Annotated in this window: 21 protein-coding genes and 1 other annotated feature; all 21 genes read left to right on the top strand. The window is 47.0% G+C overall.

Annotation, left to right across the window (positions count from 1 at the left end):
• Positions 1-20 precede the first annotated feature (20 nt).
• The 21 genes from speD to mreD all read left to right on the top strand — a co-directional run bounded on the left by speD (position 21) and on the right by mreD (position 24,387).
• Complete coding sequence (speD, locus tag CEF13_RS21125) at positions 21-419, top strand: adenosylmethionine decarboxylase (protein WP_076339082.1); 399 nt, start codon at positions 21-23, stop codon at positions 417-419.
• Positions 420-617: 198 nt separating this feature from the next.
• Positions 618-2,000 carry a glutamyl-tRNA reductase gene (gene hemA / locus CEF13_RS21120; RefSeq protein ID WP_102713709.1) on the top strand — a complete coding sequence of 461 codons (1,383 nt, stop codon included), beginning with the start codon at positions 618-620 and terminating at the stop codon, positions 1,998-2,000.
• Between the two features lie 27 nt (positions 2,001-2,027).
• Positions 2,028-2,840 carry a cytochrome C assembly family protein gene (locus CEF13_RS21115; RefSeq protein ID WP_102713707.1) on the top strand — a complete coding sequence of 271 codons (813 nt, stop codon included), beginning with the start codon at positions 2,028-2,030 and terminating at the stop codon, positions 2,838-2,840.
• A gap of 36 nt (positions 2,841-2,876) precedes the next feature.
• Positions 2,877-3,536, top strand: coding sequence for a precorrin-2 dehydrogenase/sirohydrochlorin ferrochelatase family protein (locus tag CEF13_RS21110; protein WP_102713705.1), 660 nt, complete (start codon positions 2,877-2,879; stop codon positions 3,534-3,536).
• On the top strand, positions 3,520-4,494 hold the full coding sequence (gene hemC, locus CEF13_RS21105; protein WP_102713703.1) for a hydroxymethylbilane synthase: 975 nt from the start codon (positions 3,520-3,522) through the stop codon (positions 4,492-4,494). Before CEF13_RS21110 ends, hemC begins: the two co-directional genes overlap by 17 nt.
• A gap of 4 nt (positions 4,495-4,498) precedes the next feature.
• A complete protein-coding gene (gene cobA / locus CEF13_RS21100) occupies positions 4,499-6,043 on the top strand; it encodes a uroporphyrinogen-III C-methyltransferase (RefSeq protein ID WP_102713701.1) in 1,545 nt (514 codons plus the stop codon).
• A gap of 30 nt (positions 6,044-6,073) precedes the next feature.
• Positions 6,074-7,072, top strand: a complete 999-nt coding sequence (hemB, locus tag CEF13_RS21095) for a porphobilinogen synthase (RefSeq protein WP_102713699.1) — start codon at positions 6,074-6,076, stop codon at positions 7,070-7,072.
• A gap of 4 nt (positions 7,073-7,076) precedes the next feature.
• Positions 7,077-8,378, top strand: coding sequence for a glutamate-1-semialdehyde 2,1-aminomutase (gene hemL / locus CEF13_RS21090; protein ID WP_102713697.1), 1,302 nt, complete (start codon positions 7,077-7,079; stop codon positions 8,376-8,378).
• A gap of 14 nt (positions 8,379-8,392) precedes the next feature.
• Positions 8,393-9,397, top strand: a complete 1,005-nt coding sequence (locus CEF13_RS21085; RefSeq protein ID WP_243864379.1) for an RluA family pseudouridine synthase — start codon at positions 8,393-8,395, stop codon at positions 9,395-9,397.
• 90 nt (positions 9,398-9,487) lie between these two features.
• The gene (locus CEF13_RS21080; RefSeq protein WP_166742740.1) at positions 9,488-10,819 is read left to right on the top strand and encodes a LysM peptidoglycan-binding domain-containing protein; all 1,332 of its coding nucleotides are present in this window, start codon (positions 9,488-9,490) and stop codon (positions 10,817-10,819) included.
• Positions 10,820-10,977: 158 nt separating this feature from the next.
• Positions 10,978-11,217: a binding site (T-box leader), on the top strand.
• 57 nt (positions 11,218-11,274) lie between these two features.
• Positions 11,275-13,917, top strand: coding sequence for a valine--tRNA ligase (locus CEF13_RS21075; protein WP_102713693.1), 2,643 nt, complete (start codon positions 11,275-11,277; stop codon positions 13,915-13,917).
• 32 nt (positions 13,918-13,949) lie between these two features.
• Positions 13,950-15,335: a bifunctional folylpolyglutamate synthase/dihydrofolate synthase gene (locus CEF13_RS21070; RefSeq protein ID WP_102713691.1), complete on the top strand. Its 1,386-nt coding sequence runs from the start codon at positions 13,950-13,952 to the stop codon at positions 15,333-15,335.
• Positions 15,336-15,342: 7 nt separating this feature from the next.
• Positions 15,343-16,743 carry a UDP-N-acetylmuramate--L-alanine ligase gene (gene murC, locus CEF13_RS21065; RefSeq protein WP_102713689.1) on the top strand — a complete coding sequence of 467 codons (1,401 nt, stop codon included), beginning with the start codon at positions 15,343-15,345 and terminating at the stop codon, positions 16,741-16,743.
• Positions 16,744-17,134: 391 nt separating this feature from the next.
• Positions 17,135-18,292 carry a sugar efflux transporter gene (locus CEF13_RS21060; protein ID WP_244917171.1) on the top strand — a complete coding sequence of 386 codons (1,158 nt, stop codon included), beginning with the start codon at positions 17,135-17,137 and terminating at the stop codon, positions 18,290-18,292.
• Between the two features lie 481 nt (positions 18,293-18,773).
• On the top strand, positions 18,774-20,141 hold the full coding sequence (locus CEF13_RS21055) for an SPOR domain-containing protein (RefSeq protein ID WP_166742739.1): 1,368 nt from the start codon (positions 18,774-18,776) through the stop codon (positions 20,139-20,141).
• Positions 20,142-20,202: 61 nt separating this feature from the next.
• Positions 20,203-20,445, top strand: a complete 243-nt coding sequence (locus tag CEF13_RS21050) for a DUF4321 domain-containing protein (RefSeq protein WP_102713683.1) — start codon at positions 20,203-20,205, stop codon at positions 20,443-20,445.
• A gap of 52 nt (positions 20,446-20,497) precedes the next feature.
• Positions 20,498-21,127 (top strand): Maf family protein, encoded by a 630-nt coding sequence (locus CEF13_RS21045; protein ID WP_102713681.1) that lies wholly within the window; start codon positions 20,498-20,500, stop codon positions 21,125-21,127.
• Between the two features lie 53 nt (positions 21,128-21,180).
• Positions 21,181-21,870: a RadC family protein gene (radC, locus tag CEF13_RS21040; protein ID WP_102713679.1), complete on the top strand. Its 690-nt coding sequence runs from the start codon at positions 21,181-21,183 to the stop codon at positions 21,868-21,870.
• Positions 21,871-21,912: 42 nt separating this feature from the next.
• Positions 21,913-22,944 carry a rod shape-determining protein gene (locus CEF13_RS21035; RefSeq protein WP_102713677.1) on the top strand — a complete coding sequence of 344 codons (1,032 nt, stop codon included), beginning with the start codon at positions 21,913-21,915 and terminating at the stop codon, positions 22,942-22,944.
• A 58-nt stretch (positions 22,945-23,002) separates the two neighbouring features.
• On the top strand, positions 23,003-23,863 hold the full coding sequence (mreC, locus tag CEF13_RS21030; protein ID WP_166742738.1) for a rod shape-determining protein MreC: 861 nt from the start codon (positions 23,003-23,005) through the stop codon (positions 23,861-23,863).
• Positions 23,863-24,387: a rod shape-determining protein MreD gene (mreD, locus tag CEF13_RS21025; protein WP_102713674.1), complete on the top strand. Its 525-nt coding sequence runs from the start codon at positions 23,863-23,865 to the stop codon at positions 24,385-24,387. Before mreC ends, mreD begins: the two co-directional genes overlap by 1 nt.
• Positions 24,388-24,433: the final 46 nt, after the last annotated feature.

The following is a 24,433-nucleotide window of genomic DNA, read 5'->3' as shown; positions in this document are numbered from 1 at the left end:
TAGGAAGGGGGAACCGAAAGATGGAATACTCAACTTTCGGAAGACACGTTGCTGTTGATACTTGGGGTGTAGACTTTGATCTACTGAACAGCGCTGAATTTTTGCAATCACACATGGTAGAGGCTGCTGAGGCATGTGGTGCTACCGTAATGTCGGTTCAAGCGAAACAATTCGATCCTCAAGGCGCAACTGTGCTCGTGCTGTTGTCGGAGAGTCACCTCTCGATTCATACGTATCCAGAGAGAGGCTTTGCCGCACTAGACTGTTATACCTGCGGTGAAACTGTTGATCCTCAGCTTGCGATCGATTACATGCTCGCTGTGCTGAAGCCAAAAGCAACTTATGCGAAGAAGCTTGTACGCGGAATGGGCGAATTGCAAGTAGAAGAGCCAAAAATGAAACAAACCGAGCTCGTTTAAGAGCTTTAAATTGAATTCGTCATAGTGAAGTAACCATGGATGTTATCCATGGTTATTTCTTTGCTTAAATGGGGAATAATGAGTATGTATTTTTCAAACATTATTCATAAATGAACATTATCTGAATGTCGAACTATGCTATACTTATCGTTGACAAAGTAGCAGAAACATACTAGAAAAGGAGGCAGGTGACCGCGCATGCACATTATTTCAGTAGGTTTGAATTATCGAACGGCTCCAGTAGAAGTAAGAGAACAATTTGCGTTCGCCGAACGGGATTTACCAGAAGCGCTGAAACAGCTCGTACAGACACAAAGCATAATGGAATGTGTCATAGTAGCGACCTGCAATCGTACGGAGCTATATGCAGTTGTAGATAGACATCATTTATGCGGGCATTACCTTCGCAGCTTTATGGAGAAATGGTTCAAGCTGCCTAGACAACAATTTACGAATCATTTATATATGTATGAGGATGAGAAAGCGATTGATCATTTGTTTCAAGTCACCAGCGGACTTGATTCGATGGTCATCGGCGAAACACAAATTTTGGGACAAGTTAAAAATGCCTTTTTGCTGGCACAGCAGCAGAAAACAACAGGAACCGTGTTCAATATGCTGTTCAAGCAAGCCTTGACCATGGCGAAGAGAGCTCATACAGAAACTTCCATCGGAGAGTCTGCGGTTTCGGTCAGCTACGCTGCGGTTGAGCTCGGGAAGCGCATTTTTGGACAATTCAATAAAAAAACGGTTATGGTGATCGGCGCAGGTGAAACAAGCGAGCTGACCGCGAAGCACTTGTACTCAAATGGCGCTGAACGGGTTATAGTGGTGAATCGGACCTATGAACGAGCTGCCAAGCTGGCGGATAAGTTTAACGGCGAAGCGTGGTCGATGGAAGAGGCGGCAGAGAAGCTGCACGAGGCAGACATCATTATCAGTTCAACAGGTTCAGATGGTTACGTGCTGAAACGCGAGCAGGTTGCCGCAGCTATGCAGCGCCGCAAAGCAAAGCCTTTGTTCATGATTGACATCGCTGTTCCTCGTGACTTGGAACCTTCCATTGCTGCGGTCGATAACGTATTCTTATATGATATTGATGATCTAGAGGGGATTGTGGAGAGCAATCTAGAGCATCGCCGGCTGGAGGCTGCCAAGATCGAAGCCATGATTAGCGAAGAGATTGACTTGTTTGAGCAGTGGTACAAGACATTAGGCGTGGTTCCTCTTATTAGAGCTTTGCAAACGAAAGCGGCGGATGTGCATGAGGAAACGATGAACAGCTTAACGAATAAGCTTCCTAATCTTGAAGAACATGAGCTCAAGGTCATTCGAAAGCTAACGAAAAGCATAGTGAACCAAATGATGCAGGATCCGATTTTGCGGATCAAGGAGATGGCTGGTGAGAAACGGGCTGACGATGCGATGAATATGTTCGTTAAATTGTTTGCGCTGGAGGATGAGCTAGCTAAAACGCGTCAAGCAGAGCTTGAAGCGGCAACAGAAACTGCCGTTGCAGCCCAAAAGAAAACCGTTCAATCCCATGCAGCTGCGGTGGTGCTAACACCTATTACAAGATAAGGGCCGCAATGTGGAGGAACTATGGCGATGCAAAACTGGTACTGGTTATATGATGCAATACTTTATATTTACGCCCTGAGCCTACTGTTTTATTTCTCTGACTTCATGAATGCAAGTCAGAGAGCGAAACGGATGGGTACAGGGCTGCTTATTTTTGTTTGGGTGTTACATACTGGCTATTTGATAACACGAATCTTGTCTCATTTGCAGATGACATCCATAACCAAATTCGAGTATTGGCTGGGCTTCGCTTGGCTAATGGTTACCATATCCTTAGTCATAAGCCGGTTTTTCAAAATAGATTTTATCGTGTTTTTTGTCAATATTATTGGATTTGCGGTGTTAGCGCTTAATTTATATAGCAATCAAGGCAATGGAGCGTCTTTGGTCGTTTGGAAAACGACACGGGAGCTATTGTATATTCATATCAGTCTCGCTCTATGCTCTTATGCAGCACTTACTATAGGGGCATTGTTTGCAGGAATGTACTTATTTCTTCATAATCAATTGAAGCGAAAACGGTGGTCCAATTTCATGCGCAGACTGCCTAGTCTGGATATGATTGAACGATATGGCGATCGGGCTGTCATTATCGGAGTGCCCCTATTAGCCATGTCTCTCGCAATCGCAGTCACTTCCCTTCTTGTTGAAGGCCGCACAGCGCTGCTGCTGGATTGGAAAGTGCTTACTTCCACAGCTACCTTAATTATGTACATCATTTATGTTTATCAACGAGCAATGCTGAAGCGTCCGGGATTGCAGCTCGCGAAGCTCTATATGCTTTCTTTTGGAGTGCTGGTATTGAATTTATTAGCTAATTATTATTCTTCCTTTCATTAGAGGACGAATAAGGCCAAATAGAAAGAGGTGAAGGAAATGAATGGCTATTACCCGGTTGCCTTGCAGCTTCACGGTAAACGATGCGTGGTTGTTGGGGGCGGGAACATCGCCGAGCGAAAGCTGCTTGGCTTGCTTGAGGCAGGAGCAGATGACCTTGTAGTCATAAGTCCTTCATTCACTTCGAAGCTGGAACAGTTGGCGGAGCAAGGAAAAATTCGGATTGAGAGGCGCGAATATAAGGAAGCGGACGCACGCGAGGCGTGGCTTATATTTGCGGCTACGAATGATAGAGAAGTTAATGCGGCTATTGCTGAGGATGCCTGCCGTTTCGGTACACTTGTTAATGCTTCAGATGAGCCGGGATTAAGCAGCTTTATTTCTCCTTCTGTTGTGCGCCGAGGCGATTTGCTGCTGGCCGTTACCGCTTCCGGAGCTAGTCCTGCACTATCGAAACAGATCAAGCTGGAGCTCGAAGAGCAGTATGGTCATCGCTATGAAGAAATAACCGCTCGCTTGCGGAAATTGCGTGAGCGCGTAATGATAAGGGTATTAGATGAGCAAGAGCGGCAAATGATTCTAAAGCTTGCGGCTGAGGAGTCTGTTCAGCTTACTCGAAAAAACTTCGACATCGATGAATGGCTGCAAAGCCTGATGCATCGTATAGATAGGGGATATTTTAATGGCAACGGTACATAATGGACAACGAGTAATCGTGGTAGGAACTAGGCAAAGCGCATTGGCGTTGACGCAGACCGGACAGGTAATTGATGAGCTGAAGCGTATAAGTGAGAAGCATGGCTTTGATTATACGTTTGAAGTGAAAAAAATTGTAACCAAGGGTGACCGCATACTCGATGTTACGTTGTCCAAGGTAGGCGGGAAAGGTTTGTTCGTCAAGGAAATCGAGCAGGCGCTTATAGACGGCGTTATCGATTTGGCTGTTCACAGTATGAAGGATATGCCCTTTGATCTGCCGGAAGGCTTAATGAACGGTGCCATACCTAAACGGGTCGATCCAAGAGATTGTTTAGTCATGCGTGAAGGAAGCAGCTTGGCTGACCTTCCCATTGGCGCGCGTGTAGGTACAAGCAGCCTTCGCCGCTCCTGTCAGCTGAAGCATGCAAGACCTGATCTTCAGCTGGAATCGATTCGCGGCAATATCGATTCGCGGATTCGCAAGCTCGAGACGGAAGGCTTTGATGCAGTAGTGCTTGCCGCGGCAGGGCTTACAAGGATGGGATGGCAGGACCGTATTTCGTCAACTGTTTCCGTCGATGTATGCCTTCCAGCTGTCGGTCAAGGAGCGCTTGGAATTGAATGCCGTGAGAATGATGAGCAGATTCGGGAATTGCTGGACTTATTCAATGATACGGATACTGAAATTACGGTTCGCGCAGAGCGGAGCTTCTTAGGTGCATTGAATGGCGGGTGCCAGGTACCGATTGGAGCTTACTGCGTGCTTGAAGATAAGCAGGAGGGCGAGCGGCAAGAGCAGCGCCAGCTTGTTTTGACAGGAATGGTCGGCTCGCCAGACGGGTCAACTATGCTGAAGGAAGTTATGCGGGGAACAGATCCTGAGCAGCTGGGACGCGATGTTGCGGCTGCACTGATTGCACGCGGTGCTGACCGCATTCTTGCTGAAATTGGGGGATAACAACTTGGATAAGGGGAAAGTATATTTGGTCGGTGCAGGGCCCGGCGATCCAAAGCTGATTACGGTACGCGGTCTGCAATGCTTAGAAGCATGCGATGTAGTCGTATATGATCGATTAGCAAGCCCAAGACTGCTGCACCATGTGAAGCCGGGAACCGAGCGAATTTATGTAGGAAAGCTTCCTGACCGCCATACGATGAAGCAGGAGGAGATCAACCAGCTTCTTGTGGACTTAGCGCTGCAGGGCAAGACGGTTACTCGCTTAAAGGGCGGCGATCCGACGATTTTTGGACGTGTTGGGGAAGAGGCGGAGCTGTTGTACGACAACAGCATCGAATTTGAGATTGTACCGGGCATAACGTCGGCGATCGCAGTACCGGCTTACGCAGGCATCCCTGTAACTCACCGAGACCTTGCTTCATCATTATCCATTATTACCGGACATGAAAGCCCGGACAAGCTTGATCGCTCCATTCACTGGGATAAAGTAACGAATGCGACGGGGACGCTTATCTTTCTTATGGGCGTAGCCAAGATCGGTTATATCGCAGACCAGCTCATTCGTCATGGCAAGCCGCCGCACACCCCTGTAGCGCTTATTCGCTGGGGGACAAGAGTAGAGCAGCGTACGATTGTCGGAACGCTTGAAACGATTGAGGCGATCGTGCGGGAAGCGAACTTTCAGCCGCCTGCTGTTATCGTTGTAGGCGAAGTCGTCTTGCAGCGCGAGAAGCTGCAATGGTATGAGCGCAAGCCGCTCTTTGGCGTTCGAGTGCTCATAACTCGAGCCAGGGCACAAGCAAGCGAGCTGGCAAGCCAGATTGAAGAGCTTGGCGGAGAGCCTTGTGAGTTCCCTGTTATTGAGATAAAGGAGCCTTCCGATTCAACTGCTATCGATTTGCTTCGTAAGCATCTAAGTGAAGCGGAGTCGTATCAATGGCTTATGTTTACGAGCGTCAATGGGGTGGAATACTTCTTCCGTTGGCTTCGTAAATTCGGAATTGATATTAGAAGGTTTCATGCTGCTAGAATTGCTGCAGTCGGTCCGAAGACAGCAGAAGCGCTTATTCAGCGCGGCTTGACAGTAGAAGAGCTTCCGGTCAAGTTTCATGCGGAGGGCTTACTTGAAAAGCTCGATAGCGAGCTGCTGTCTGGTGAGCGAGTGCTGCTTCCAAGGGGAGACTTGGCCCGCGAAGTATTGCCGCGTGAACTCAAGGCTAAGGGACTTATACCTATTGATATAGATGTTTACGAAACGGTGCTGGCTGAGGAACAGGATGAGCTGGCGCTGGAGTGGCTGCGTGAGAAGGAAATTCATATGATTACATTTACGAGCTCATCTACCGTGACGAACCTCCTTGAGGTATTGAGACGCAGGGGCGTATCCAACCCGGTTGAGCTGCTTTCAGATATACCCATTGCCAGTATTGGCCCTTTAACGTCACAGACCATCAGAGAAGCAGGCTTGACGGTGAGCATTGAACCGGAAAGCTCCACGCTCGATGACCTGCTTCAGTCGCTCGTCGATTATCAGCAAACACACAAATAATTAGTTATCGTTAGGAAGGTAGGGATTTTCATGCAATTTCCAACCGTTAGAAATCGCAGACTGCGCCGATCATCGGCTCTTCGGAGTTTGGTAAGAGAAACGATTTTGAGTGAAAATGATTTGATTTATCCGATTTTTGTTACTCATGGTCATAATGTGAAGGAAGAGATCCCTTCTATGCCGGGTGTTTATCATTTTTCTATGGACCGATTGGAAGAGGAAATACGAGAAGTAGTCGCACTTGGCATTAAATCGGTTCTTTTATTCGGTATTCCAGAGCATAAGGATGCACTCGGAACATCGGCTTATGACGCCAATGGAATTGTTCAGGAATCTATTAGAGCCGTTAAGGCGTGGGCACCTGAGCTTGTTGTAATTGCGGACACCTGCTTATGTCAATTTACGGATCACGGCCATTGCGGAGTGGTGCATGTACATGAGAAGACAGGAGTAGCGGAAGTTGATAATGATTCGTCTTTGGATCTGCTTGTGCAAACTGCTGTTTCTCAGGCAGAAGCCGGCGCGGATATTATTGCACCCTCCAACATGATGGATGGCTTCGTTCTAGCTATTCGTGAAGGCTTGGATGCGGCAGGCTTTAGTGATATTGCGATCATGTCCTATTCAGTGAAATTCTCATCAGCGTACTACGGTCCATTCCGTGACGCAGCTCATTCTGCTCCCCAATTCGGTGACCGCAAAACGTATCAAATGGATCCGGCTAACGTGCGCGAAGCGCTGCGCGAGGCAGAATCAGATATTGAAGAGGGCGCTGACATGCTCATGGTGAAGCCTGCGCTTGCCTATTTGGACATTGTTAGACTGCTTAAGGATAAATACAATTTACCGGTAACCGCCTATAACGTCAGTGCAGAATACTCGATGGTGAAAGCTGCAGCGGCAAACGGCTGGATTAATGAACGGGAAATCGTGCTTGAAACTTTGACCGGAATGAAGCGTGCCGGTGCTGATCTAATCATCACCTACCATGCTAAGGATGCAGCCCGCTGGCTTAAAGGAGAGGAGTAAACCGATGAGTGAGAAGTCTAATCTTAGAAATGACAAACGGTCAGTAGAAGCATTTGCTAGAGCCAAAAAGGTCATGCCAGGCGGAGTGAACAGTCCTGTTCGAGCTTTCAAATCTGTCGGGCTGAACCCCGTCTATATGGATCACGGAAAAGGCAGCCATATATATGATATTGATGGCAACAGCTATATCGATTATATTGCTTCATGGGGTCCGCTTATTATGGGACATGCTCATCCTGAAGTTGTTGAAGCGATTAAACGGACAGCGGAGAAAGGAACGAGCTTTGGCGCTCCAACTGAGCTGGAAACCTTAATGGCGGAGCTGGTTTGCGAACGCGTCCCTTCCGTCGATATTGTCAGAATGGTTAATTCCGGTACTGAAGCAACGATGAGCGCGCTTCGGCTCGCCCGCGGATATACGAAACGCAGCAAAATTCTGAAGTTCGAAGGTTCCTATCATGGACATGCAGACAGCTTGCTCATCAAAGCAGGCTCAGGCGTTGCAACACTTGGATTACCTGATAGCCCCGGTGTTCCTGAGCATGTGGCTGCGCATACCATTACGGTGCCATATAATGATATCGAATCAGTTAAGCTTGCATTCGAGAAATTCGGCGAGGAAATTGCTTGCGTTATCGTAGAGCCGATAGCCGGCAACATGGGTGTTGTGCCTCCATTGCCAGGATTTCTTCAAGGGCTGCGCGACATTACGATGCAATACGGCACCATTCTTATTTTCGACGAGGTTATGACGGGCTTCCGTGTTGGTTATAACTGCGCTCAAGGATTGTACGGAGTAACGCCGGATTTGACTTGCTTCGGCAAAGTAATCGGCGGAGGCTTGCCGGTCGGCGCTTATGGCGGAAAACGAGAGCTGATGGAACAAATTGCACCAAGCGGCCCGATCTATCAAGCAGGCACACTGTCAGGCAATCCGCTTGCGATGGCGGCAGGCTATACAACCTTGAAGCTGCTTACGCCAGAGGTGTATGAAGGGCTTGAACGTCAAGCAACCAAATTACAGCTCGGCTTTGATGCAAATGCACGCAAGCACGGCATTGCAAACACGATTAACCGTGTAGGTTCAATGGTATGTCCGTTTTTCACGGAAACGCATGTCATTAACTTTGAAACAGCGAAAACGTCGGATTTGGAGCGTTTTAAAGCTTATTTTGCCTCGATGCTAGATTTGGGCGTAAGCATTGCTCCTTCTCAGTTTGAAGGAATGTTCGTCTCGGCCGTTCATACGGATGAAGATATTGATGCTACGATAGCGGCGCATGACCAAGCGTTCAGCCGTTTGTAGGAAGGTTGCTGTTTATGATGAATGGACAAATAAAGCGGAATGGGCAGTGGCTTGAGCTGAAGTGGTCAAGTCTTGGCGCCGAATCCGACAAGGAAGCCATTGATCCTCATACGGAAAGGGCTTCGGCAGATGTGCCGGAGCTTGCTCAGCCGCGGGCTGGCAGTCATCCGCACCTTGTGCGGCAGTGGCTGCTGGCCCGTTCCTTATTTCCGCAGAAATGGATCAATCGGCTGTTTTCAATCGGAGGCATTCAGCTGAGCGGCGATACACTGCAGCTGCTAGCATTCCCATCAGTCGACCCGCAGCGCGATCCATTGTATCGCAAAGCGCTGATGCCATCTACACTAGAAGCTCCACTTATACTGTATGAAGATGATTTTTGCGTCGTATTTTTTAAGCCTGCAGGAATGGCTGTTCATGAATCTTCACCCCATCACATGGGGACATTGGATGAAGCCGCTGCAAGGCATCAGCTGCTGAAAGGCGATCCATTAACGATTCGCCATATTCATAGGCTTGATGATGATACTTCCGGTCCTGTTTTGTATGCCAAAAACGATTTGGCGCAATGGAAGCTGGATGAGGCGATGCGGCTTAAGGAAATCGATAGACATTATATTGCAGTCGTTCATGGCCGAATTTCGAAGCCTTCAGGGACCATTAACCTGCCAATCGGCAAGGACAGACACCACCGATCAAGACGCCGGGTGGCAGACAATGGGGAACAGGCTGTTACCCATTATGAACGGATAGAAGCTGGACGTGCATTCTCTTTGCTGCGAGTGAAGCTGGAAACTGGACGAACGCATCAAATCCGCGTGCATATGAGCCATATCGGCCATCCGCTTGTCGGAGATGCTCTCTACGGAGGAGATGCACGCCTTCTTCCGCATCAAGCGCTACATGGGGAAAAACTTCTTTTTCCACATCCTTGGACGAGCTCCTTGATCGAAGCTGCCGCACCATGGCCGGATTGGCTTAACCAGCTTGCACATAAACTGCAGACCCGTTCAAATTGATAGTCATGCTCATGCCCTTCTAGCCATATAGATAAGTAGTGAATGTAAGCTTTAGCCCAAGCATTCAGTATGAGAAGGGAGGACTTAGACGTGTCAGATCAAACGAACGGATTGCGCTTTGATGTGTATGAACGCGTCCATTTGCCCGATGATGTTGCGGCAATCGACGAGTTGGAGGAGATTGAGCTTGTTCCCCGTATTCAAGTCATTGACCAAGGGGATCACGCTGTACTGAAAGGGCAATTGCTCTTAAGCGGGGTATACAGAGGCCAGAATGATTCAGATGCCCCGCTTACGCTGGAGCATTGGATTCCCGTGGAAATCACGCTGCCTATGAACCGAATATCCCGGTTGGACGATATTTCAATCGAAATCGATAATTTTGACGTCGATTTATTGTCATCCCGGACATTGAACGTTACAGGTGTTCTCTCGTTGCGGGGAATTTCTGCCCAGCCTGTTCAGGAACAGGAGGATGCATGGCGTGAAGAGCCTTTCACTGTGGAGCATCAACGCGAAATATTTGATGAAGAAACCGATGAAGAGGAAAGCACTAGACATAATGCCTACAACGAGCCGCCCTATACTCCGGAGGAAATCTATCATGCTGCGGAAGAGGCGGAGCAATCTTACCAGCAGGAGCCTGTACAGTCGGATGAATCTGAAGCAACGGTCACGATCTCATCAGCATCATCGGATATAGGCTGGTCCTCATCGCAGCTGTTCACTTCATATGTGGCCCGCCCGGATCAAGAGGAAATTACTCTGGAGGAATCGGAGCAAGAGATTGCGGAGTCTGAATCGGCGCGAGAAATCACATTAGCTTCACAGCAGTCGAGCGATGATGGCTGGCTGTCCTCCTCGAACTCATTTGTTGATCCGCCAGCTTCATCTATTCCTCAAGACGGCAATGAACAGGAAAGAGCCGGGGTCGAGCTGCAGCCGCAAGCCGCTTCGCAGTTAGAAGCTGAAATTGATCAGAGCTCTGAGCAAGAGCCTATCCCTATGCCTATTCAGGAGACGGTGCTTGAGAAGCAAGAGCCGCGTGTCGCAATCGCCAGCAAGACGCCTCAGGAGAGTGGTGAATCGCCTCCTAATGTTGGCATACTTACACTTTTGCAGACGAGCAGGCGGGAGCAGGCTGCAAGACAAGCGGCTGAGGAAGTGGTCGTTGCTCAGCAGCTGGCTGCCGAGGAAGCGCGGGTACAAGCTTCGGGTGATGAAATTGAATGGAAAAATCTCTTTCTAGGCAAGCGCTCGGAGGATAATGATTTTCGGAAAATCAGGCTGTGCATCGTGCAGCGAGACGAGACGCTTGATCTTATCGCCTCACGCTACAGCTTGAATCCGCGAGAAATTATTAATCACAACCGATTGAACGAATCAACCATATCAGAAGGTCAATTGCTTTACATTCCTTAGAGACCTGTTCGAGTCTGATTATTAATTTAAGGTTGATTGATAACTTACAAAAGGAAACGTCCTAAAAGTCCTGTGACTTTAGGACGTTTTTTCGATTTCTGGGCATCGGTTAGGTTGACTAAGCCTTTGAACAAATGTATGATAAATATATATGTGCTTTAACGACGTTGAAGGGGAATAGTACGCAGCGAAGCCTTCAGAGAGTGGAACCGTTACGCTGAGAGGTTCTGCAGGAAGTGACTGCTACGAGTCGCCCCGGAGTTGCCTAAACCAAGCAGGAGCAGTCAGTGTTCCCCCAATTTAGGCCGGCCGCAGCCGTTATCTGTTTGAGTGTCATGCGAATGCTGTTCGCATGGAACAAAGGTGGTACCACGGAAGCTAAACCTTTCGTCCTTTATGATAAGGGCGGTAGGTTTTTTTTGTTTTTGTAGATCGATTTATGGAGGATGGAAATCATGTCAGGAAACCAAACGACAACGGCTATGCCAACGACTTACGACCCGAAGGCAGCTGAGCAGAAATGGTACGATTACTGGATGCAGGGTAAATTTTTTGAGGCAGGAAAACGCCCGGATGCACAAACGTATACAATTGTTATCCCGCCTCCAAATGTAACGGGCATGCTGCATATCGGCCATGCGCTCGATTTCACGCTGCAGGATATTTTGATCCGTACGAAACGCATGCAGGGCTATGATGCGCTCTGGCTTCCAGGCACAGACCATGCAGGGATTGCAACCCAAACGAAGGTGGAGCAGAAGCTCCGCGAGCAAGGGGTTTCTCGTTATGATCTAGGGCGGGAAGCTTTCCTTGAGAAGGTATGGGAGTGGAAGGATGAATATGCGAATACGATTCGCGAGCAGTGGGCGAAGATGGGTTTGTCCCTTGACTATTCAAGAGAGAGATTCACGCTGGACGATGGATTGTCCAAAGCTGTGCGCGAGGTATTCGTTCGTCTTTATAATAAAGGCTTGATCTACCGCGGCAAAAAAATCATTAACTGGGATCCTGCCGCTCGTACGGCGCTTTCGGATATTGAAGTGGAGCATAAGGAAGTAAACGGCCATTTGTACCATTTGAAATATCCGCTGAAAGACGGTTCAGGCTCCATCACAGTAGCGACAACTCGCCCGGAAACAATGCTTGGAGATACAGCTGTTGCTGTTCATCCAGAGGATGACCGTTACAAGCACTTAATCGGACAGCTCATTATTGTGCCGATTGTTGGGCGGGAAATTCCGATTATTGCTGATGAATATGTGGATAAGGAATTTGGTTCCGGCGCTGTAAAAATAACACCGGCACATGACCCTAATGACTTCGAGGTAGGCGAGCGTCATAGCTTGCCGCAAATTATCGTAATGGATGAGTCCGGGGTTATGAATGCTGAAGCTGGCCCGTATCAAGGGCTGGACCGGGCAGATTGCCGCAAGGCGCTTGTCAAAGACTTGCAAGAGCAAGGCGTATGCGTCAGCATTGAGGATCATGTTCATCAGGTTGGACACAGCGAGCGCAGCGGAGCTGTTGTAGAGCCATATTTGTCGACGCAATGGTTCGTGGCGATGAAGCCGCTTGCTGAAGCTGCAATTGCAGCGCAGAAATCAGGCAAGGGCGTAAATTTCGTGCCGGATCGTTTCGAGAAAGTATATTTAAACTGGATTGAAAATGTACATGATTGGTGTATTTCCCGTCAGCTGTGGTGGGGTCATCGGATACCGGCTTGGTATGATGATGCAACAGGCGAGATGCATATATCGCAAGAGGATATGAAGGGTGATCATCTTCGTCAGGATAACGATGTATTAGATACATGGTTTAGCTCCGCGCTATGGCCTTTCTCAACGCTTGGCTGGCCGGATCAGACAGAGGATTTGAAACGTTACTACCCGACAGACGTGCTTGTAACAGGCTACGATATTATTTACTTCTGGGTAGCGCGGATGATCTTTACTGCGCTTGAGTTTACAGAAGACCCGCCATTTAAGGATGTACTCATGCACGGTCTCGTTCGTGATTCAGAAGGTCGTAAAATGTCCAAATCGATTGGCAACGGTGTAGATCCGCTTGAAGTTATTGAGCAGTATGGCGCTGACGCTATGCGTTATATGATTTCAACAAGCAGCACGCCAGGCCAGGATTTGCGTTTCCGCTGGGAGAAGGTCGAGCAGGCTCGTAATTTTGCCAATAAGATTTGGAATGCTTCCCGTTTCGCTCTCATGAATTTGGAAGGCGTTGAAGCGAAGGACATTGATATAACGGTCGATCTGGGAACGGCTGACCGTTGGATATTGCATCGACTCAATGAGACGGTGCGCGATGTAACGCGTTTAATTGATAGCTATGAATTCGGTGAAACAGGACGTATACTGTATAATTTCATATGGGATGACTTATGTGATTGGTATATCGAAATCGCTAAGTTAAGCTTATATAGCACAGATGAGACAGCGAAGAAAGCAACGCAGTCCGTGCTGGCTTACGTGCTGGATCGTACGCAGCGTCTGATGCATCCGTTCATGCCATATATCAGTGAAGAAATTTGGCAGCACTTGCCTCATGAAGGCGAGACGATTACACTTGCTGAGTGGCCAGTCTATGATGCAGCGCTGGAAGCGCCTGAAGCAGTAAAAGAGATGGAATTGCTCATGGAAATCATTCGTTCCGTTCGTAATATCCGTGCTGAAGTGAATGTGCCAATGAGCAAAAAGATAGAATTGCTTATTAAGCCTTCAAGGGAAGCGGAAGCTGCGATAGTACTGCGAAATGAAGAATTCATTAAACGCTTCTGCGGAACATCGCTGCTTGAATCAGGTCTTCACATTAGCGCGCCAGACAAAGCAATGACAGCAATCGTGACAGGTGCGGAGCTTTATTTGCCGCTTGCCGGCCTGATCGATATCACGCAGGAAATTGCACGTCTTGAGAAAGAGCATCAACATTTAAATACGGAAGTTGAGCGCGTGGAGAAGAAGCTTAGCAATGAAGGCTTTGTAGCGAAAGCGCCAGCCAAGGTTATTGAAGAGGAACGCAGCAAGATGAATGATTACAGGGATAAACGCGATAAAGTGCTGGCAAGAATCGCAGAATTACGCGGCTAGCACAGCGGAAAACGGAAGAAGGAACGATATCAATGACGGATCAAACGATAGAGCATCGGACGAATGAGCCGCTGCATTCCTACGGGGATGCGGTTGAGTGGATTACGGGGCTTATTCCTTTTGGCATCCGGCCAGGTCTTGAGCGTATGGAAAAACTAATGGAGCTTGCGGGAAATCCGCATCGCAGACTGAAGTTTATTCATGTTGCAGGCACGAATGGGAAAGGCTCAACCTGTGCCTTTTTAACGAGTGTGCTGCTGCGCAGCGGCTATGATGTGGGTACCTTTACTTCACCGTACATTACGAAATTTACAAATCGGTTTCAATATAACGGTAACGATATCGAAGAGGATACACTTCTAAAGCTTGCAAATGAGCTCAAGCCGCATGTTGAGGCGATAGCTGCATCAGAGCTAGGCTCTCCGACCATGTTCGAGGTGTCAACTGCACTTGCGGTGTTATTTTATGCAACGGTTACTTATCCGGATTATGTGGTATGGGAAACGGGGCTTGGCGGACGGCTTGATGTGACGAATATCGTTCATCCCGTTGTTTCGGTCATTACGAACATCGGTCATGATCACATGGACCGTCTTGGAAACACGCTTGCTGCGGTGGCAAGCGAGAAGGCTGGCATAATCAAACCAGGGATACCGGTCGTTAGCGCAGTAACTCAGCCAGAAGCGGTCGAGGTGATCAAGCAAATCGCAGCCGACAAACAAAGCACGCTTTATTTGCTAGGCGAGCAGTTCCACGAAACTGAGCTTGCTGTCAGCCAGGATGAACAAAGCTTCCGCTTTAATAATTTGTTCCGTACGATCGAGCCGTTAACGATTACGTTAAATGGAGCACATCAGCGTACGAATGCGGCGGTTGCTGTTATGACGCTTGAAGTTCTTCGCCAATACAATGCTCTAGTTGTTGAGGATGAGGCATTGACCGAGGGATTGCGGAACGCAGCATGGCCTGGACGGCTTGAGATGGTATCGCAGGCACCGCGTATTTTGCTAGATGGTGCCCATAACCCTGAAGGCGCACAATCTCTGGCAGCTGCGTTAAAAAACACCTATAAATATGATCGTTTACATCTAATGATGGGTATGCTGGAGAATAAGAATCATCAGGATGTTCTTAAGCATATACTACCAATAGTGGATACGCTAATTGTGACCGAGCCTGATTTTCGAATGAAAAAAGATGCAAATGCTATGGCTGATTTGGTACGGGAAATGTGTCAGCAGCAGCCTGATAAGTATTCTTTCGAGCTGGTAGTGGAACAGGATTGGCAAGCAGCGTTAAAAAAACTACAACAGTTAACCGAGACAACAGATCTTGGAGTCGTAACAGGCACGCTATATTTGATAGCCGATGTTCGCTCCCGCATTTTGTACAACTCGGATTCTGAAAAAGGTTGGTGAACCGTCTTTGAATACGGCAGAACACGTTCATTTCATCGGAATCGGCGGTTACGGTATGAGTGCCATTGCCCGCGTTATGCTGGAAATGGGCTATAAGGTGACTGGATCCGATGTCGCGCGTCAAGAATTAACAGAGAAGCTTGCTGCGAATGGGGCCAGCATTTTTATCGGTCATCAGCCAGAGCATGTGAATGGTGCAGATTTAGTCGTTTACTCTACAGCGCTTTCTAAGGATAATGTGGAGCGTAAAGCTGCGGAAGATCTTAATATTCCTGTTCTTCATCGCTCTCAAATGCTGGCTAGATTAATGAATGCAGGCAAAGGAATCGCGGTTGCTGGAGCACATGGCAAAACGACAACTTCCTCTATGATTGCTCTAGTTATGGAATCATGCGGTGCGGACCCCACTTACATTATCGGAGGCGAGATCGTTAATGTAGGCACAAATGCAAAAGCAGGCAAAGGAGAATATGTCGTAGCGGAAGCAGATGAAAGTGATGGCTCTTTCCTTCACTACCATCCAACGCTAGCTATCGTGACGAATATTGAACCGGATCATCTGGAAAATTATGACGGCGATTTCGGCAAGCTGAAGGCAGCATATGTGCAATTTTTACAACAGGTAAAAGCGGACGGAAAAGCGATTGTGTGCGCAGATGATGAGACGGTTAACGAATTGATTCCTCAGGTGTACAAAGGAAATATTGATTTGTCGCAGCTTGTCACCTACGGCATCGAAGGTGACGCCGATTATAAAGCGGACAATATTGTGCTTGGCGACCGTAAGGTTTCCTTCACGATGACGCATAAAGGTACCCTTCTGGGTGAACTGGAGCTATCGGTTCCAGGAGTTCATAATGTGTATAATGCAATGGCTACCGTTATCACATGTCTCGAGTCAGGCTTGTCATTTGAGAAAATAAAGGAAGCTATTAAGCTGTTCAGAGGTGCAAAGCGTCGTTTCCAGGTGCTTGGCGAGGTTAATGATATTCTCGTGATTGACGATTACGCCCATCACCCAACGGAAATTAGAGCGACAATCACTGCTGCCAAAGCGACGGGTAAACGCATTATTGCGGTGTTCCAGCCTCAGCGCTATACGCGGACATTCTTCTTGTTCGAGCAGTTTAGTCGTGCTTTCCCAGAAGCTGATGAAGTAATCATTACCGATATTTATTCACCGGCAGGCGAGCTTCAAATTGAGGGCGTGAATTCAGGCAAGCTGGTAGAGCTGATCAAAAGCAACAGCAATACCAATACCGTCTATTTTCCGACCAAGGAAGAAGTGCTCGACTATTTGACTGCAAAGGTTGCGCCAGGCGATCTTGTCATAACAATGGGAGCAGGCGATATTTGGAAAGTAGCAGATTCGCTCGCAAAAACGTTGACATTGAAATCCAATAGTTAAAATCATACATGAAGAAAGCCCGGTCGTTCCATGATGGAACCGTCGGGCTTCTTTGTGTTTTTTCTTTATGCACCCGAACCGAAGAGTGTTAGTTTCACGTGCAAAGTTAGTGATAGTGAGAGAATTAGGCAATCATTTAAGACAAATGAGATAACGGTCTATTTTTTATTTATTGCATAATAAGTTTACTCCTTTAACAGTAACAAGGGGGACAGAGGTGGCGGATGGACAATGACGTTTTTTTTTCGAAAAGTTGACGCAGCTCACTGCGGCACGCTTCTTTCGGACGTAATGCGAGGATTCTACCAAGAGATCTAAGGAGGGTTAGAAGCTGTATACACGGTTTAAAAAGTTGTTTGCGATTAAAGGATACAGTTTATTCGTCATTTGCATGCTGCTAGTTGGTACCGGGTTCTCAATCACAGCGCCATATTTGTCCCTATATTTTACGGAAGATATTGGAATGAGTGCGGGAGCCTTTGGCGTTTTCATGGCAGTTAGTTCTTTAAGCGGCGTGGTGGTGAACACCCTCATTGCTAAACGTTCGGATAGCGGGCTGGACCGAAAATGGATTATTATGTTTGCCATGATTTCATCGGCTTTGGCATATGCCTCGTATTTAGTGTTTCATAACTTCTTTATTCTTTTGATTGTTGTCAGCCTTTTTAGTGGATTAGGGGCTCCTCTAATGCCGCAAATCTTTGCCTATGCACAGGAATCCGCAAATTCAAGCAATCCCGATGACAAGACGTTTGCCATGTCGACACTGCGCTCTCTCTTTTCCCTTGGATTTTTAGTCGGACCGTTAGTCGGGACATTAATTTTGACAGGGATGGGCTACAAGGGACTTTTTCTGGGGACAGCTGTTATTTATCTTACAATAGCATCTCTCGTATTCCTGTTTCTGCAAAAAAAATCAGTTGAAAGCAATATCGGAAAGAGAAAAAGTGCAAGTATCACTTCGCTCAAAAGCAGGCAGATTTGGCAGCCGGTTATCGCCTTCATTTTTCTATTTGCGGTTAATGCCATTAACACGATCAACACGCCATTGTTTATTGTGAATGAGCTTCATGGCACGCATACGGATGTTGGATTGGCGGTTAGTGTTTGCGCGGGTCTGGAAATTCCCATTATGCTTGTGCTCGGTGCCTTGGGCAGAAAGATATCGAACCATGCCCTGATGATTATCGGATGCTTTGTCGCTGTGATCTATTACATCATCTTAAGTGTATCGACCCAATCCTGGCATCTGATCGCAGCGCAGCTTCTGCAGGCATCGTTTGTTGCTATTGTCATGGGCAATGGACTAAGCTATTTCATGAATTTGCTGCCTCATTCACCGGGGCTGTCCACAACCATCTATTCCAACGCATCCACGATTGGAAGGTTAGTGGGAAGTCTGAGCAGCGGTTTCATTGCCCAGTTTGCAGGGTTTCGTCATGTTTATTGGGTGTGTCTGGCAGTTGTTATTTTCTCGCTCTTTATCTTATGGAGAACAAGATCCCATGTGGAAAAGCAAGTACACACAGCACAGACTAAATCCTTGTAGCCTGATTGTAGCCTGCAATAGAGTATTGTAATGCGCATGGGTAAGGATCGCTAACTAACGAAGATCGATTGTTCAATAAAACAGTGGCAGTCAAGGACGTTATTTACTCGTCCAAGGCAGTCGCTGTTTTCGTTTATTCGGTTATCTAATTCTTATTTTCTTTCAACACGTAACACACTGTTAGTTTGACCTTTATGCAGCCCCTGCCAGCTTCCAGCGGGTCCCGTAGGGACTAGCGCTCCAATCACCATAGAAACTCTGAATCGTCTGCCTTTCTCTCACGTTAGTCCAATTGCAGGAGTCCAGAGGGTGCAACCCTTGGGGCCCTCCCTTGGAAGGGAGGGTTTGGGTGGGTTCGAAATTTTTTAATGTTGAAAAATCATTTAAGGCAGGGTAGCAAACCCTCTTAGGGTCACTGGGTCTAAATCTCTTAAATGTCTCATAGATTAACCATAGAAGAATGGGACAAGGAGTGAATAATATGAACCATAAAAACCGAATTACTTACCGTTTTGACCGTAATGGACAGTCTATTAACGAAGATAAGCGTAGCTCTGAGAAAAAGCAGGAGACTACCATAAATACGTCAGACAAGCAAGCGAATGATAGCCATATTGAAGCTAAGCAAAACGTAATTCCGCTATATCCGGCTAAGGAGCAAAACTCAAGCAATGAGATGAGCCCTTGGCATAGCTCGTTTCAAGAGGATATTGGGGCGCTGGAGCAGCTTATTCGGAACTCGGATATGAAGCCGCTTCGGTCCGAACAGGCGCCAGTAAACAAGGCTGCAAGCTCTTCAAATGCCCCTAAACGAATTATTCCACTCACTTCAGCAGAAGAGCATGAATCGCTCCAGCAATTTGCAAATCAGGAACAGCCGGAACATATGCATGCTTACGAAGATGAGCTTGTTTATGATAATGAGCTGCTGCTAAATCGAATGCAGTCTACTAGAAGGATCCGTTCATCTAAAGGGCCGTCATGGTTTAATGTATTTTTGTCTGTTGCTGGCGCACTGGCTACGGGGGCTTTATTTGGTTATTTACTTTTGTCACTGTTTACAGGAGCAACTATATTTCCAAGCGGAAGCGGATCTAAGGTTCAACCGGATTCACAGCCAGCAATAGGAAGCTCTATTACAGGAGATGAGACCAATGCAAATACAAGTAATGGTGAATCAGGAGCGCTGCCATCTGGATCAGCTTCTAATTCGCAGACCGTCTCGCTTACAGGACTGGAACAGTCCTATTTCATGCTGCAATTCGGTGTTTTCAGCAATGCAGAGGGAAGGGATACGGCATTAGCACAGCTTGCAGATAAGGGGTTGGCATCTGCTGCTTTAACTAGCGCCAGCGATTTCCGCGTTTATGCTGGAGTGGCGACTAACCGGAGCAAAGCCCAGGCCATTAAAGCTCTTTTGCCTGATTTAGATCTTTATATCAAGGAAGTAACGATTCCATCACCAAGCAAGCTTCCTTATGACGGAACTGCGGAAAGCGCTCAAACCTTTTTTGAACAAGCGAGAGAGCTTGTCCGCATGCTGGATGAATTAACACTCGCACAGCTTGAGCAGCCTGCTTTGTCCCCGCTAAGTGATACGGCTGCAACTTCTTGGCAAGCAGAGCATCAAAAATGGACTGAAAGCGCAGCTGCGATACGAATAGGTATGAAAGAGGCAAATGGCAAGGCGAATTTGGATAAGCTTATACAATCGATTGATACAGCCGCTAAATCGATGCTGGAATATGATAAAAATCCATCACGCGCTCACTTGTGGACCACACAATCTAAACTAATGGAAGCAATTGTTAACCAAAAAAAATGGTTTGAGTCCATAAGCGCATTGTAAACGAATAGTATCATGCGTATAATAGATTCAGGTGTCATAACATGGCGAGAGGCGTTGAAAGATGAAGAAAAACGGCTGGTTTCTTCTCATTTTTATCATAATTGGTTTATTAGCTGGCGCTTTAGTAGCGCGGTGGCTGACTCCAGTGCCAAGCATTTCTTTTTTGACTAAACCCATTGAGGCATCATGGTCGCCTGCCATCGATTTATATGTGTTAAGCTTTAATATGTCGCTTGATTTTCAAATAAGCTTGTTCAGCTTAATTGGAGCTATAATAGCGATATGGTTGTACCGCAAAATGTAGATCGTCTATACTTCAGTCGATCGTTAGTATGAAGGAGCATAGTAAATCTTACATGGAACCGTTAAAAGCACGCAATAAAACGATAAGCCGGCTCGTGCTGGCTTCTTCGTCGCCGCGCCGGAAGGAACTGGTCGCATCCCTGGACCTTTCTTTGCCGGTTTATATTTTGTCCACGGATACGAATGAATCAACGGAAGCAGACTGGACGCCTGTGCAAGTTGTGGAACAGCTTAGCTTGCGCAAGGCGGCAGCAGCATCTGAGCTCCTGCGGCAGCAGAACAATACAGAAGCATCGCTTATTATTGGTTCAGACACGATCGTTGTGCTGGAGGGAGAGGTGCTCGGTAAGCCTGTCAATGCTGAAGATGCGAAGCGTATGCTAAGTCGTCTGCAAGGTCGTCATCATGAGGTGTATACAGGTGTAGCTTGCCTGCTTTCAACGAATGATGAAGCTACTGTTGCCCATCGAATGACTAGGGTACAAATGAAGCCGCTTAGTAAAGATCAAATCTCCAAGTATGTAGCCACTGGCGAACCACTAGATAAAGCAGGCTCATACGGCATACAAGGTCTAGGCGCAACCATTGTCGAGCGAATAGACGGATGTTATTTTAACGTTGTTGGATTACCGCTATCGCTTCTATCAGACATGCTAAGTCAATATGATATTCATGTTTTTTAACACATGAGGCAGTATATGGCTACTATTATTATTCGAAAAGGCGGGATTGGGACATGGAGCCGCAATATATGATTTTGCGTGATGTCCCCCATGAAGAACGTCCAAGAGAGCGCATGATGCGATATGGGGCAGAAGCACTCAGCCATGCTGAATTGCTTGCAATATTGTTACGCACGGGAACGCAGAGGCAATCTGCTGTTCATCTTGCTGGAGCTGTTCTGAAGCAATGCGGCAGCTTGCGCAATTTAATGGATATGAGCATGGAAGAAATGACAGCCATTCGAGGAATAGGTCCAGCTAAAGCGATTCAGCTTCGTGCTGGAATCGAGCTGGGAAGACGTATTACGCGCAGCCGATTAGGTGATGCCGTAACCGTACGCAAGCCTTCTGATGCGGCGGATTACGTGATGGAAGAGCTCCGTTATTTAAAGAAGGAGCACTTTGTATGTTTGTTTTTAAACACTAAAAATCATATTATTGCCCGGGAAACATTGTCAATGGGCACGCTAAACGCATCGTTAGTGCATCCCCGCGAAGTATTTCGTGCCGCGATTCAGCGGAGCAGTGCATCTATTATTTGTGTGCATAATCATCCAAGCGGTGATCCTACACCAAGCCCTGAAGATATTGCGCTGACGAAGCGTTTGGCAGAAGCAGGTCAACTGGTCGGCATTGAAGTGCTGGATCATTTAATTATTGGAGACGGACGTTACCTGAGTTTGAAGGAACAAGGATATATGTAATATAATATAAAGGGATTGTGGCAATTAGAAGGGAGCAAGAACATGTTTGGTGGTTTTTCAAAGGATTTAGGTATCGATTTAGGGACAGCGAATACGCTAGTATTCGTCAAGGGAAAAGGAATTGTTGTAAGGGAACCTTCGGTGGTAGCCCTTCGTACAGATACAAAAACAATTGAAGCAGTAGGCGAGCAAGCTAAGAAGATGATTGGTAGAACGCCTGGAAACATTCGCGCTGTTCGTCCGATGAAGGATGGCGTAATTGCTGATTTCGAAACGACTGCAACGATGATCAAATATTTTATTAAACAAGCGCAAAAGCAACGCTCGCTATTCCCGCGTCATCCAAGCGTTATGGTATGCGTGCCTTCTGGTATTACGGCTGTTGAGAAGCGTGCGGTTGAGGATGCTACTAAGCAAGCAGGAGCTCGCGAAGCTTTCACAATTGAGGAACCTTTCGCTGCAGCAATCGGCGCAGATTTGCCTGTATGGGAGCCGACAGGCAGCATGGTTGTAGATATTGGCGGAGGTACTACTGAGGTTGCGGTTATCTCGCTTGGCGGTATCGTTACAGCTCGTTCCATTCGTGTAGCCGGAGATGAGATGGACGAGGCTGTGGTTCAATATATTAAACGTCAATACAACTTAATGATCGGTGAACGTACATCTGAGCAGTTAAAAATGGAAATCGGGTCTGCTTTGCCGCTTGATCCTCCTGAGAAAATTGAAATTCGTGGTCGGGATCTTGTATCCGGCCTGCCAAAAACATTATCGATCTCATCTCACGAAATTACGGATGCGTTGACAGATACAGTCAATGCTATTGTCGACGCCGTGAAGGTTACGCTCGAGAAATGTCCGCCAGAGCTTTCGGCTGATATTATGGATCGTGGAATCGTACTTACGGGCGGAGGAGCTTTGCTCCGCAATATGGACAAGCTGCTGCAGCGCGAGACAGGAATGCCTGTTATTGTAGCAGATAACCCACTTGATTGCGTTGCTATCGGAACCGGCCGCTCGCTGGATCATATTCATTTATTCAAAGCGAGAGGCTCATCTTCCCGTTCAAGACGTTAATGGCAATACTTGGAAAAAGGATATGAATAATGGGCAGGTGGTCTAGCTGTTTAAGCTAATGCGAAATAAGCGTATGTTCATGCTTATGATCGGTTTTATTCTCTGCATTGCGGTTATCGGCTTCTCGCTCAGTAACCGCAAGGAATTGACTTGGCCTGAAAAGTTTTTGAAGGATTCAACTGGATACGTACAGCAATGGTTTTACAAGCCCGCTGGTTATATAGCGGGCTTCTTTGAGGAAATCGGAAATTTACGCACCATTCACGAGGAGAATGAGCAGCTGCGCATTACGGCAGCGGCTTATTCCCGTGATAAAATCAAGTATAACTTCATTGAGAAAGAAAACGCGCGTTTCAAGGAAGAGCTTGAGTTCACTAAGCGGCAAAAGGAAATGTACAATTATAATTATTTGATTGCACAGGTTATATCCGTAAGCAACGATGCCAACAATCACTCGATGAACATTAATCTAGGCTCTAAAAACGGAATTAAGCCTAATATGGCGGTAACAACGATTGATGGACTAATTGGACTTACGAGTTCGGTAACCCCCTATACAGCCACTGTCACACCTATTACCGAGCTGGATGAAGCATCGCCGACATTCAATTCCATCGCTGCAACTGTGATGGGACGCGAGGATGATTCATTTGGTATTCTAAGCAGCTACAACAAAGAAACTTCAAGAATTCTTATGACGAGAATTGCAGAGAATGATAAGATGCAAGCCTATGATACTGTAATTACATCAGGCCTAGGCAATATTTATCCAAGAGGTATTGTGATAGGCACGATCGAAACGATACAGGTTGGCGATTTTGGTCTTACTTCTACAGCAACTGTAAAGCTTGCCGCAAGCTTTGATCATTTAACTGAGGTGTTTGTGGTTCAGGTTCCTGAATTGGAGGAAAATGAATAATGAGCATGAATCGGATCATCGCGATAATGCTTCTCTTGTTCATTATTGAAGGAGCTGTTATGCCATGGATCATTCCTGCCGGCTACGGCAGTCGGATCATTCCGCACTTTATGTTCGTAATGGTTGTTTTCTCGGCGCTCTACAGCGGACGTCACCGAGCTTTATTTCTTGGCGTTAGCTTCGGTCTTCTTCAGGATGTCGTTTATTTCGGCCATTTGCTTGGCGTACATTCATTTGTGATGGGTTTAATCGGGTATTATACAGGTGTTCTGCTGGAACGCCGTCGTGCAACGCTCATGATGGCAATAGCCATCATCGGATTTGCTTGTATACTCTACGACAGCTTAATATTTTTTGTTTATAAGGTATTCCGTATTACCAATGAGACCTACGCATGGGCACTAATAGATTATATTCTCCCGAGCTTATTTCTCCAGCTGGCATTCGCCCTAGTAGTTTATGTTCCTGTTAGACGATGGTTTGAAGCGCAATCGAAAGCGGCTCCAGAAAAGCAAGAGGAATAAAATAACGAGTACAGGCAGGAATATGTTGGAGCAAGCAAGAATTCAA

Source organism: Paenibacillus castaneae, from assembly GCF_002884445.1.
In the GTDB taxonomy this organism is placed as follows: domain Bacteria; phylum Bacillota; class Bacilli; order Paenibacillales; family Paenibacillaceae; genus Pristimantibacillus; species Pristimantibacillus castaneae.
This window is presented reverse-complemented; position numbering and strand designations above follow the sequence as displayed.